General features: G+C 70.6%; 13 protein-coding genes and 1 pseudogene. 6 read left to right on the forward strand and 8 right to left on the reverse strand.

Translation table 11 applies throughout. The annotated features are described in order from the left end of the window. The first annotated feature begins 109 nt into the window (after window positions 1-109). Window positions 110-1162, forward strand: a complete 1053-nt coding sequence (locus tag LWP59_RS36740) for an alpha/beta hydrolase (RefSeq protein WP_144645186.1) — start codon at window positions 110-112, stop codon at window positions 1160-1162. Between the two features lie 56 nt (window positions 1163-1218). Here the strand turns inward: LWP59_RS36740 and LWP59_RS36745 are convergent, their stop codons facing one another. Next, complete coding sequence (locus tag LWP59_RS36745) at window positions 1219-1746, reverse strand: hypothetical protein (protein WP_144645184.1); 528 nt, start codon at window positions 1744-1746, stop codon at window positions 1219-1221. 340 nt (window positions 1747-2086) lie between these two features. Then, a pseudogene (locus tag LWP59_RS41320) lies at window positions 2087-2218 on the reverse strand (catalase-related domain-containing protein); the annotation flags it as partial. 87 nt (window positions 2219-2305) lie between these two features. On the opposite strand from LWP59_RS41320, the gene LWP59_RS36755 reads away from it, so the two are divergent. Beyond that, window positions 2306-3490 (forward strand): MFS transporter, encoded by a 1185-nt coding sequence (locus LWP59_RS36755; RefSeq protein ID WP_229857886.1) that lies wholly within the window; start codon window positions 2306-2308, stop codon window positions 3488-3490. Window positions 3491-3547: 57 nt separating this feature from the next. Here LWP59_RS36755 and LWP59_RS36760 read toward each other — a convergent pair whose 3' ends face one another. The 5 genes from LWP59_RS36760 to LWP59_RS36780 all read right to left on the reverse strand — a co-directional run bounded on the left by LWP59_RS36760 (window position 3548) and on the right by LWP59_RS36780 (window position 9615). After that, on the reverse strand, window positions 3548-3901 hold the full coding sequence (locus tag LWP59_RS36760; RefSeq protein ID WP_144645182.1) for a hypothetical protein: 354 nt from the start codon (window positions 3899-3901) through the stop codon (window positions 3548-3550). Window positions 3902-3910: 9 nt separating this feature from the next. Beyond that, entirely contained in the window at window positions 3911-4777 is an 867-nt protein-coding gene (locus LWP59_RS36765) for an SAM-dependent methyltransferase (RefSeq protein ID WP_144645180.1), read from the reverse strand. 78 nt (window positions 4778-4855) lie between these two features. Then, entirely contained in the window at window positions 4856-7198 is a 2343-nt protein-coding gene (locus LWP59_RS36770; protein ID WP_229857889.1) for an SdrD B-like domain-containing protein, read from the reverse strand. A 117-nt stretch (window positions 7199-7315) separates the two neighbouring features. Continuing rightward, the gene (locus LWP59_RS36775) at window positions 7316-8353 is read right to left on the reverse strand and encodes an aspartate-semialdehyde dehydrogenase (RefSeq protein WP_144645178.1); all 1038 of its coding nucleotides are present in this window, start codon (window positions 8351-8353) and stop codon (window positions 7316-7318) included. Then, window positions 8353-9615 (reverse strand): aspartate kinase, encoded by a 1263-nt coding sequence (locus tag LWP59_RS36780; RefSeq protein ID WP_144645177.1) that lies wholly within the window; start codon window positions 9613-9615, stop codon window positions 8353-8355. The genes LWP59_RS36775 and LWP59_RS36780 overlap by 1 nt, the downstream gene beginning before the upstream one ends. 320 nt (window positions 9616-9935) lie before the next feature. Between LWP59_RS36780 and LWP59_RS36785 the strand changes: the two genes are divergently transcribed. Genes LWP59_RS36785 through LWP59_RS36800 form a run of 4 tightly spaced genes read left to right on the forward strand, consistent with a single transcriptional unit; the run spans window position 9936 to window position 11467 of the window. Beyond that, entirely contained in the window at window positions 9936-10136 is a 201-nt protein-coding gene (locus LWP59_RS36785) for a hypothetical protein (protein WP_144645175.1), read from the forward strand. Between the two features lie 5 nt (window positions 10137-10141). Next, window positions 10142-10495 carry a PASTA domain-containing protein gene (locus LWP59_RS36790; protein ID WP_229857890.1) on the forward strand — a complete coding sequence of 118 codons (354 nt, stop codon included), beginning with the start codon at window positions 10142-10144 and terminating at the stop codon, window positions 10493-10495. Between the two features lie 22 nt (window positions 10496-10517). Continuing rightward, complete coding sequence (locus LWP59_RS36795) at window positions 10518-11108, forward strand: nitroreductase family protein (RefSeq protein WP_144645171.1); 591 nt, start codon at window positions 10518-10520, stop codon at window positions 11106-11108. Window positions 11109-11125: 17 nt separating this feature from the next. Next, complete coding sequence (locus LWP59_RS36800) at window positions 11126-11467, forward strand: zinc-binding dehydrogenase (protein ID WP_186383605.1); 342 nt, start codon at window positions 11126-11128, stop codon at window positions 11465-11467. Here the strand turns inward: LWP59_RS36800 and LWP59_RS36805 are convergent. After that, window positions 11464-11850 (reverse strand): hypothetical protein, encoded by a 387-nt coding sequence (locus LWP59_RS36805; protein WP_144645169.1) that lies wholly within the window; start codon window positions 11848-11850, stop codon window positions 11464-11466. The genes LWP59_RS36800 and LWP59_RS36805 overlap by 4 nt on opposite strands. Window positions 11851-12009: the final 159 nt, after the last annotated feature.

Below are 12009 nucleotides of genomic sequence, written 5' to 3' on the forward strand. Positions count from 1 at the left end.
AGTCACGCTTCGAGGCTAACCCCTCCACTTGGCTGGAGGACCAGGATTTGGGACGGAGGTCCGGGTCACAGCTGGCCAGATCACCTACTCGTCGGTAACCTGACAAACCATGGCGAACCCCCTCCTGCCCCGCGTCGAAGCAGCCGCGGCCCGGCTGATCTACGCGCTTCCCCGGCCGATCCGGCGGCTGATCGCAGGCAAGCCCATCCGGCTCGACGGGCAGGAGCTCGCGCTCGACGCGCAGCTGTTGCTGCGGCTGCAGCAGGTGGGGAAGTCGTCGATGTCCCAGGACACCCCGGAGCTGGCGCGCGCGATGCTCGCCGAGTCCCAGCATCTGGTCAGCGGCAAGCCCATCGAGCCGGTCTCGACCCGTGAGCTGACCATCCCCGACGACAACGACGGCATCCCCGCGACGCTGTACACGCCGGACGGCCTGCCGGAGGACTCCGGGCTGCTGGTCTTCTACCACGGCGGCGGCTGGGTGATCGGCACCCGCGCGAGCCACGACAACACGGCCCGCTTCCTCGCGCGGTACGCCGGTGTCCGGGTGCTCTCGATCGAGTACCGCCTCGCGCCCGAGCACCCGTTCCCCGCGGCGGCGGACGACGCCGTGGCCGCGTTCGACTACGCCTACGCGAAGGCGAAGGACCTCGGCGCCGACCCCGAGCGCATCGCCGTCGGCGGGGACAGCGCGGGCGGCAACCTCGCCGCCGTCGCCGCTCAGGTCACCACCCGGCGAGGTGGTCCGGCCCCGGCGTTCCAGCTGCTGCTCTACCCCGGCGTGGACGCCTCGGTGCGCCGCCGTTCGCGGGAGTTGTTCGGCAGCGGCTTCTTCCTGACCGACACCGACATGACGTGGTTCATCGACCACTACGCGCCGACGGGCGTCGACCGCACCGATCCGCGCCTTTCCCCGTTGCTGGCGAAGGATTTCTCCGGCCTGCCGCCCGCGTACATCGCGACCGCCGGGTTCGATCCGCTGCGCGACGAAGGCGAGGCGTACGGCGAGAAACTGCGGGAGGCCGGGGTGCCGGTCGCGGCGAGCCGCCAGTCGGACCTGATTCACGGCTACGTCAATTTCCTCGGCGTCGGTACCCGTTTCCGGGAAGCGGCCGCGGAAGCCGCGGGCGCCTTGCGGCTCGGCCTCGCCGGGATCAACTGACAGCCGGGGCCCGGCGTGTTTGCCACGCCGGGCCCCGGGCCCCCTATTCGTGCGGTCTAGACACCCGGGACCGGTGCCGCGGGCACCGGCAGCGCGGGCACCGGGAGCGCGGGCACGCCGCCCGGCAGCAGTGACAGCAGCAGGCTGGTCACCGTGACGAGCAGGTTCTTCACGAGGTTGCCCACCATGTCCAGCGGCGCCGGCAGGTCGGGCAGCGACGGCACCGGCGGCAGCTGACGGGCCGTCTGCGCCTGCGCCGGGTCGGCCAGGATGCGGCTGCCCTCCGTGGACAGGCCGTTCGCGTCCGCGGCCTGCTGCTGGGCGTCGGCCTGGATGGAGTACTTCTGGCCCGCGGCGAGGTCGCCGAGGACCGGGCTGAGCTGGTCGAGCGAACGCTGGGTGCCCGGCACGTCGGCGGCGTAGGCGGACTTGGTCAGTTGGTCCCGCAGCTGCAGGACCTGCTGGCCCGCCGCCTCGGTGCTCGAAGTGCCCTTGCCGTCGGCTGACGCGACCCCGGCCCCACTCACCGCGAGCACGCTTCCCGCCACCGCGATCGCGAGGATCCGGGCGAACTTGCCTTTCATTGACTACCTCCTGGCCTCTGTGGACCTAACGGGGTTAATGGGTACCTGCCGTGTCGATCACTCACCAGTCGACCACTCGTCAGGGATGTTTAGTCACCCTTACGTGCCGGATTCGATTCCGGGACCGCACTCCGATCGGGCACTCGCGGGCTTCGCCCGTTGATCATGAAAGCCGGGAACGGGGATCGCGCTGCGTGCTCGCCTCACCCGCATGCACCTCAAACTCACCCGAAGCGCTGTATTCGGCGCTGGAACCCGCTGATCACTCCGGAGTGATCATGAGGCGACCGACCCCTTCGGGGTTCACACCGCACACGTTGGTCGCAGACGCGCTCGATCACGGCTGGGACACGTTGTTGCCCACGTGCCCGATGATGTTCTGCGCGAGCCGCTCACGCTGCTCGTCGCTCAGCACCTTGCGCACGAGCGTGCCGGCCTGGCCGAAGTCGTCGTCCTCCGCGTGCGGCTTGTACAGGCCGGCGGCCTTGAGCCGGTCCTGTCAGGAGCCGGACCAGGCCGAGGAGCCGGCCTCGAAAAGAAGTTGCACGGTCGTGCCACTATGAGGCACGTGCAGTCGTACCGCCGCGTGCTGGCCCTTCCCCGCGTCCCGGCGACGATGCTGCTGATGTTCCTCACCCGGCTGCCGATGACGGCGATGGGCCTCACGCTGACCCTGCACGTCGTCACCGACCTCGGCCGCGGCTACGGCGCGGCCGGTCTCGTCGGCACCGCGGCGACGCTCGGCAGTGCGCTCGGCGCGCCCCTGGTCGGCAGGCTGATCGATCGCCACGGCCTGCGCCCGGTCGTCGCCACCTGCGGCACCGCGTCCACGGCGTACTGGGTCAGCGCGCCGCATCTGTCGTACGTGGCGCTGGTCGCGGTCGCGCTGCCCGCGGGCATGCTGGCGGTCCCGGCGAGCTCGATCTCCCGGCAGGTGCTGACCGCGCTCGTCCCGGTCGCGCTGCGGCGCTCGGCGTACTCGCTGGACACGATCTCGCTCGAATCGTCGTTCATGATCGGCCCGGCCGCCGGGATCGCGGTCGCCACCCAGGTGTCCGCGTCGGTCGCGCTCACCGGCATCGGCGTCTGCTTCGCGCTCACGACCGTCGCGCTGTGCTGGTTCAACCCGCCGATCCGGCGGCTGGACGAGGTGGTGACGGGCAGCAGGCCGCCACTGCGCGACTGGCTCGGCCGGCGCCTGGTCGCGACCCTGTTCGTCGGCGGCGGCGCCCTGTTCTGCCTGGCCGGCACCGAACTCGCGACGCTCGCCGCGCTGCGGGTGACCGGCGAAGTCGGCTGGACGGGCGTGGTGATCGCGGTGATGTGCGTGGCCTCGGCGGCCGGCGGGATCATCCACGGCGCGGTCCGGCGGTCGCTTTCGCAGCCGACGCTGATGCTGCTGCTGACCCTGCTGGTGATCCCGGTGGGCCTGTTCGGGCAGTCGTGGTGGTTGCTGGCGATCGCGCTCGTGCCGATGAACGTGGCGTGCGCGCCCACGCTCGCGGCCACGGCCGAGGAGGTCAGCGCGCTGGCGCCGGCGCGGGTCCGCGGCGAGGCGATGGGCCTGCTGGACTCGGCGACCCGGCTGGGGATGGCCACCGGCAGCCCGGCGGTCGGTTTCGCGATCGACCACTCCTCGCCGGGACTGGGGTTCGTGGCCGCCGGGCTCGGTGGCCTGGTGGTCGCCGCGGTCGGGCTCGGCCTGCGGCTGAGGGTGCGCCTGCCGAAACCGGTGAACGCCTGATCCCTCCGGGTGCCGAGTCCATTGTGGACGACAGCAGACGCCTTCTGGGGAACCCGGCTAGAGGCAGGCAGCACGCAGGGCGCTCAGGTTCGCCGCGTTGCGCTGCGCCCAGTCGTTCACATCACTCAAGCCCTCGACCTTGCGTTGCTCCAGCGCGATGTAGGAATCGGCGATGGTGAACAGGTTCTGCTTGAGATCCTGGTCCGACACCTGGTTCGCCAGCTGACGGAGCCGGTCCGCCTTCTGCTGCGCCTGGGCCGCGAGCTGCGCCGGGTCGAGGTTCGGGTTGAGGTTGGTCAGGCCCAGTGCCTCGGCGCACGCGCTCGCCTGACTCGCCGTCGAATCGACCTGGTCACAGCCCGCCAGCAGCAGTCCGAGCCCGGCGACCGCGAGCACGCGTACGAGTTTCATGCACCCAAGCTACCCAAGCCGCCCGGTCAGGTACCGGCCGTTCGCCCCGAACATCGACGTCACGTTGTCCGTCAGCTGCCTGCCGTAGCGTTCGGCCAGGTCCGCGCCCGAGACATCGCCGACCGCCCAGCCCAGCTCGGCCAGCTGTTCGGCCGGGTCCCCGTGCGGGTCGTCGGGCAGCAGGGCCGCGAAGTCGAAGCCGAACTCCTTCAGCATGTTCTCCACCGCCGGGTCCTCCAGCGCCGCCTTCGGATCGTGGACGTACTCGATCGCCACCGTGCTCTCCAGCGCCGACAGCGAATGGACCGTGTCCAGCAACCGCGTCGCGGCGTCCCGCGCCAGATACGGCAGCAGGCCCTCGACGAGCCACGCGGTGGGCTGCTCCGGGTCGAACCCCTTGTCCAACAAGGCGTTCGCCCAGTCGTCGCGTAGGTCCACGGCCACCGTCCGGCGCTCGCACCGAGGCTGTGCGCCCTGCTCGGCCAGCACCTCGTCCTTGAACTCCAGCACCCGCGGCTGGTCCACCTCGAACAGCGTCGTCTCGTCCGGCCAGTCCAGCCGGAAGGCACGGCTGTCCAGCCCGGCCGCCAGGATGACCACCTGGCGCACGCCTGCCGTCGACGCTTCCGCGAGGTACTCGTCGAAGAACCTCGACCGCAGCCCCAGGAACAGCGACATCCGCTCCCACAGGGCGTCCTCGCGCGGCAGCTCGCCGGCGCGCGTGGGCAGTGGCATCGGCGCCTGCGCGGCCCGGACGAAGGCCGCCGCGTACGGATCTTCGACCAGCGGCTCGGCCCGGCTGCTCTCGACCGCGCGAGCAGCCGCGACGGCGAGCGCCGTGATCCCGACTCCCGACACGATGTCCCAGTCCCGCATGCGGCCCCCTTCAACGCTGAGTGATCAAGGTCTACCAGCGCGTGTACCCGTCAGGCAACCGTTTGCAACATGCCGGGACTACTGGTCGACGGTTTTCCACCAGCGCAGCGTGAATCCCGCGCCGGCCAGCACGATGACGGCCGTGAACGCGACCCAGCCGAACGGGAAGCCCCCGCCCCCGGTGTCGGACTCGCTCGCGGCGGGCGCGACGGCCGGGGTCGCGGTGACCAGGCCGACCTTCACCGACAGGTCCTCCCGCGGCTTCGGCCCCACGGTCATCGGCGGGGTGCACCCGTTGTCCACTCCCGGCACGCGGAACGCCGCGAACCCCGGCGGCAGGTGCGTGAGGTCGAAGCAGACCTGGTACGAGCCGTCCGGCAGGTCGTCGAGCAGGTAGCCGCCGTCCGGGCCGGTGCGGGTGGCGGCGACGACGCGGCCCGTCGCGTCCTTCATCGTGACCTCGATGCCCGCCGCACCCGGCTCATCCGGGTCGGGCTCGCCGTTGCCGTTGCGGTCGAACCAGACAAGGTCGCCGACCCGGTTGCGCGCGGCGACCACTCCGGCGTCCAAAGTGGACTCATCACGGTGCCCGACGCCCACCGTCACCGGCGGTGTGCACGAGCCGGCGAGGTCGACGTCGGAGTCCTTGGTCGCGTCGCCGACGCGCGGTTTGGACCACTGACCACCCGCGTAGGCGGGCGGGAATCCCTTGGGGTCGAAGCAGACCTGGTAGGCGCCGTCGGGGATGCCCTTGAACGAGTACGCGCCGTCGGCGCCGGTGGTGGTCGTGGCCGCGTCGCCGCCCCCCGCCTTGACCAGCCGCACCGGCACCCCGGCGATACCCGTCTCCACGGGGTCCTGCAGGCCGTTGCGGTTGCTGTCGAACCACACCCGGTCGCCAAGCTCGTTGACCGGGGCGGCGAGGCCGGCGCTGAGCGAGGTGTCCTCCCGCTTGCCGAGCCCGATGGTCACGGTGCGGGTGCAGCCGGTCGCGGGGTTGGCGGCGGAGTCGTTGACGTACTTCGCGGGCGTGTAGTCGGCGACCGCGGCCGGCAGGTTGCCGAGGTCGAAGCACACCTGGTACGAGCCGTCGGGCACGTCGTCGAAGACGTAGCCGCCGTCCGGGCCGGTGGTGGTGAGCGCCAGCTGGCTGCCGTCGTCGCCGCGCAGCTTCACCGGCACCCCGCCGATACCGGGCTCGTTCGGGTCCGGCACGCCGTCGGCGTTGAGATCCGACCAGACCCGCGCGGCGATCCGGTTCACCGGCGGCGCCAGCCCGGCGTCGAGGGTGCGGTCCTGCACGTGGTCGGCCTTCAGCTCCGTCGGCGCCGTGCAGCCGGTGGTGGGGTCGGGCGCCGAGTCCTGACCGGGGTTGCCCGCCCTGGGCTTGGTCAGCTTGTAGTCGGCGTACTGCGCGGGCAGTTTTCCCGCGTCGAAGCAGACCTTGTACGTGCCGTCCGGCAGGTGTGAGAACGCGTACTGCCCGTGCGGGCCGGTGGTGGTCGCGACGACGACGGCGCCGTCGGCATCCTGCAGCGACACCGGCACCCCCGCCACGCCGGGCTCGCCCGGGTCCTGCAGGCCGTTGCGGTTGACGTCCGCCCACACCAGGTCGCCGACCTCGTTGAGCCCGCCCACGACCCCGCCGTCCACGGTGTCGTCGACCGAACCGGCCGGGCCCACGGTCACCCGTGCCGTGCCCGAGCCGGGGTCCACGTTGGAGTCGATCTCGGGCGTCACGCTCGCGAGCGGCGTGGTCCAGCGCAGCCCCGCGACCGGCGGCGAGCCCGGCAGGCCCGCGGTGTCCACCCCGGAGTAGTCGAACTTGAGCGTGTAGCAGGTGTTCGGCGTCACGCCGTCGCCCGGGCCGAACAGGTACCGGCCACCGGCGTCGGTGGTCTTCTCCGCCAGGGGCGCGCCGTTCCCGTCGCAGGGCAGCAGTTGTACCCGGACGCCCGGCAGCGGCGGCTCGTCGCCGTCCTGCACGCCGTCTCCGTCGGTGTCGAACCAGACGCGGTCACCCAGCTGGACGTCGCCGGCGCCACCGCCGACCGCCATCGTGAGGTTCGCGGCCTTGCCGCCGGACACGTCGACGAACTCGGTCAGCCCGGCGAAGCCCGGCGCCTGCGCCGCCGGTTCGAGCCCGCTCATCGTCGGCGGGATCGACGCGTCGACCCGGTACCGGCCGCCGGCGAGCGCGGTGGTCACGATGGTGACCGTGCCGTCGGGCCCGGTGGTGCCGCTCGCGCTCGCGCCCGACGGGTCCGTGGCGACGACGAGGATGCCGCCCACCCCGGCGCCGTTCTGGTCCGGGCGCACCACCCGAACCGTCAGCGGCCCGTCGGCACTGTCGGCGGTCGCCAGCGTGGGGAGCGCGCTCACCACGAGCAGCGCCACCACAGCGACGATCACGTGCCTCACGAACAGCTCCCGACATCACCCTGCTGAAACACTGCGCCCACACTAAAAGCGGGGAGAGTCGATCACTGGGAGATGCCGCCTCCCGAAAGAGTGAAAAGCTGTAACGCTACGCGACCGTCAGCCCTGGGCGATGATCTCCGCGATCTGCACGGCGTTGAGCGCGGCGCCCTTGCGCAGGTTGTCGTTCGAGATGAACAGCGCCAGGCCCCGCCCCCCGGGCACGCCGGGGTCCGTCCGGATGCGGCCGACGTAGCTCGGGTCGCGGCCCGCCGCCTGCAGCGGAGTGGGCACGTCGGACAGCTCGACGCCCGGAGCGTTCGCGAGCACCTCGGTGGCCCGCTCGACCGAGATCGGCTCGCTGAACTCGGCGTTCACCGAGATCGAGTGCCCCGAGAACACCGGCACCCGCACGCAGGTGCCGGACACCAGCAGACCGGGGATGTCGAGGATCTTGCGGCTCTCGTTGCGCAGCTTCTGTTCCTCGTCCGTCTCGAACGAGCCGTCGTCCACAACGGACCCGGCCATCGGGAGCACGTTGAACGCAATGGGGGCGACGTACTTGGCCGGCGCCGGGAAGGTGAGCGCGGAACCGTCGTGGGTCAGCTCGGCCGCGCGCGAGGCGACCGCGTTCGTCTGCGCCGCCAGCTCCTCCACGCCGGCCAGCCCGCTGCCCGAGACCGCCTGGTAGGTGCTCGCGATCAGGCGCACCAGGCCCGCTTCGTCGTGCAACGGCTTGAGCACCGGCATCGCGGCCATCGTGGTGCAGTTCGGGTTGGCGACGATGCCCTTGCGCGCGTCCTTGATCGCCTGCGGGTTGACCTCGCTGACGACGAGCGGGACTTCGGGATCCAGCCGCCAGGCGGACGAGTTGTCGATGACCGTCACACCCGCCTCGGCGAACCGCGGCGCCTGCGCCCTGGAGGTCGAGCCGCCCGCGGAGAACAGCGCGATGTCCAAACCGGACGGATCGGCGGTCGCCGCGTCCTCGACCTCGATCTCGGTGTCCCGCCAGGGAAGCTTCGTGCCCGCCGACCGGGACGAGGCGAAGAACCGCAGCTCGCTCAGCGGGAAGTCCCGCTCCGCCAGCAGCTTCCGCATCACGCCACCGACCTGCCCGGTGGCGCCGACCACGCCTACTCGCAAACCGCCTGCCATCACCGGCCACTCCCCGCGTAGACGACGGCTTCTTCGTCGCCGCCGAGTTCGAATGCGTCGTGGATCGCGCGCACGGCCTCGTCCAGCTGCGCGTCGCGGATGAGCACGGAGATCCGGATCTCCGAGGTGTTGATGATCTCGATGTTGACGCCGGCCTTGGCCAGCGCCTCGCAGAACGTCGCCGTGACACCGGGGTGCGAGCGCATGCCCGCGCCGACCAGCGAGACCTTGCCGACCTGGTCGTCGTAGAGCACCGAGTTGAACTCGAGCTCCGGCTTGAGCTTCTCCAGCTCGCCGACCGCCTTGGGGCCGTTGGCCTTGGACAGCGTGAAGGTGATGTCGGTGCGGCCCGCGGTGTTGGACACGTTCTGCAGCACCATGTCGATGTCGATCTCGGCGGTGGCGATGACCCGGAAGATCCGCGCCGCGGCGCCGGCGTGGTCGGGCACGCCGGTCACCGTGATCTTCGCCTCCGACCGGTCGTGCGCCACACCGGTGATCAACGCTTGTTCCACGGGGATCTCCTCAATCGAACCGGTCACCGTCGTACCCGGCTTGTCACTGTAGGAAGAACGGACGCGGATCGGTACTCCATATCGGCGGGCGTACTCGACGGACCGCAGGTGCAGGATCTTCGAACCGCTCGCGGCCAGCTCGAGCATCTCCTCGTACGGCACGGTGTCGAGCTTCTTCGCGTCCGGCACGATCCGCGGGTCGGCGGTGTACACACCGTCCACATCGGAATAGATCTCGCACACGTCGGCGCTCAGCGCGGCGGCGAGCGCCACCGCTGTGGTGTCCGAACCGCCGCGGCCGAGCGTGGTGATGTCCTTGGTGTCCTGCGCGACGCCCTGGAACCCGGCGACCAGCGCGATGTAGCCCTGCTCGAGCGCCTCGGTGACGCGGCTGGGCGTGACGTCGATGATCCGCGCGTTGCCGTGCACCGCGGTGGTCACGACCCCGGCCTGCGAGCCGGTGAACGACCACGCTTCGGCACCGTGCGCGGAGATCGCCATGGCCACCAGTGCGTTCGAGATGCGCTCGCCCGCGGTGAGCAGCATGTCCATCTCGCGCTCCGGGGGCACGGGGTTGACCTGCTGGGCGAGGTCGAGCAGCTCGTCGGTGGTGTCGCCCATCGCCGAGCAGACGACCACCACGTCGTTGCCCGCCTTCTTGGTGGCCACGATCCGCTCGGCCACGCGCTTGATCCGATCAGCGCTCTCCAACGACGAACCGCCGTACTTCTGGACCACGAGCGCCACTTGTCTCGGACCTCCTAGGTGCGCTTTTCGGAAAAGCCTACCGGGATGAGCGTATTCGGCTACCCGCCTGTGTGGCGGCGACCACTTTCGTCACATTCAGTAACCGTATTCGGGGGAAATCTTCCGGTGCACCGAGAGGCGAACGAGTGGATTTTCGCGTTCCGCTGCCGCACCCGACCCGGTCCAGCAGGGAAAACGGCACGGTGTGATTGTTCTCGCGATTCGGCGCCGATCCCGGGTCGTCGAACTTTCGCGGCCGCTCGACCGTTCTCGGCGTGTGGAAGGACGCGATCTGGCGGACAATTTTCCCGGGAGGGTCCATGGACGTCGCGACCCGCCGGGTGTTCCGCCGGGTGGTGTGCCCGGTGTGCGGTGAGCGCCGGACGGAGATGCGCGTCTTCGGCGCCTCTCGTGAGGACGAATGGGGGCGGCCCAAGCGGTGCCGGAAGATCCGGCGCGAGCTGCGCTCGCAGGCGGACGCGTGGCGGCCGGCCCCCACCTGCGACCGATGCGCGAGGTGAGCACCGTGTGGAAGCTCGTTCCGGTGGTACTGCTGGTCTTCGTCGCCGCCTGCGCACCCGGTCCCGGCACGCCACCGGCCACCACTCCCGCGAGCACGGCTTCGTCGACGACGGCTCCCGCCACGACAGCCGAGCTGATCACGGTGCCCGACGTCTCGGGGCTGAACCACCAGGACGCGCAGAACCGGATGCAGGCCGCCGGGTTGTACAACCTGCGCGAGGTCGACGGCACCGGCCAGGGCCGCGCGCTGGTCCTGGACCGCAACTGGGTGCAGGTCGCACAGGATCCGCCCGCCGGGTCCAAGGTGCCGAAGGACACGGTGATCACCCTGACCGCGATCAAGTACACCGACCGCTGATCATGTGGAAGCATTCGCCCCGATGCGGAAACCAGCGGACAGCAGCGCGCCCCTCGCGGATCTGATCACCGAACGGTGGAGCCCCCGCGCGCTCGACGAGACCGGCGAAGTCACCTGGGACCAGCTGCGGGCCCTGCTCGAAGCGGCGCGCTGGGCGCCGTCGTTCGGCAACACCCAGCCCGCGCGCTATCTCGTCGGCAGACGCGGGGACGAGACCTTCCGGCGCATCCTCGGCGCGCTGACCCCGCGCAACCAGTCGTGGGCGCACCGGGCCGGTGCGCTGCTGGTCGCGGTGATGGTCACGCGCAACGAGAAGGGCGAGATCCCGTACGCCGAGTACGGGCTCGGGCTGGCCGGGCAGAACCTGGTGCTGCAGGCGGTCGCCGAAGGGCTGGTCGCCCATCAGATGGCCGGCTTCGACCCGGACACCGTGCGGCGCGAGTTCGCCGTTCCCGAGGAGGCCGTGCCGCGGGTCGCCATCGCCGTCGGCGTGCAGGCGGCACCGGAGGTGTTCGACGACGAACGCGACGCCGAGCGCGAGCGCGCACCCCGCCGTCGCATCGCACTCGGCGAGTTCGCCTACACCGGCGCCTGGGGTCAGGCCGCCTTCTGAGTCGTGCCCTCGATGACGTGGCAGCTGACGTCGGCGCCGAACGCGTCCGCGAAGCTGCGCCGCAGGTAGGGCATGGCGTGGTTCCAGCCTTCGACCGGACTGCCCGGCCCGTAGCACCACCCGCTTGCATGCGCACCCTTCGCTTCCACGAGTACGAAGCACCCCTCGACGTCCTGCGACTCGAAGACACCGAAGGCGCGATCCACAACGACGTGCTCGGCGAATACGCGCAGCTGGCGGCCGAGGGGCGCTTCTCGGTACCGGTGGCGCGCACGTTCCCGCTGGAGGACTGGCAGACGGCTGCGGCGCCGAGTCAGTCGGGACAGGCGCGCGGCAAGCTCGTCCTGCGGATCGGCTAGTTCGAAGCGGCGAAGATGCGGCGGATGAGCTTCGCGACGATGGCAGAGACGATCAGCCAGAACAGCGCCGCGATGCCGTAGTTCACCAGCACGCGCAACTTCGCGTCGTTCGGCTCGAAGAGATCCTTGAAGCCGATCGAGAGGCTGTCCGCCCAGCCGCGGACCCAGGACACGATCCCGTTGGCCGGGTTCGCGGAGCCGACCGTGAAGATCACGTGCAGCACGAGGATGACGGCGAAGACCAGGCCCACCCAGCGGACCACACCCGCGACGAGCCCCACGCCGGAGTCCTTGATGCGGTGCCAGTCCACGTCGGACCCACGCTTCGGCCGCGACTCCTCGTCGGCGACGTCGTTGTCACTTCTCTCGGCGTGCTCGGCCATGCCGGAAGTGTGACACGTCCCGCGAGCGATTGCTACTCACAAGTAACGGCAAGGTCGCGTACCCCATTTCCGTCATCAACTCCTCGCGGCTAAAGTGGAGTTCGTGGCTAGTGCTCTCCTGCTTCGCTGCCGCGACGGGGCCTGATCCGACCGGCCCCC

The sequence above is a fragment of the Amycolatopsis acidiphila genome (assembly GCF_021391495.1).
In the GTDB taxonomy this organism is placed as follows: Bacteria; Actinomycetota; Actinomycetes; order Mycobacteriales; family Pseudonocardiaceae; genus Amycolatopsis_E; species Amycolatopsis_E acidiphila.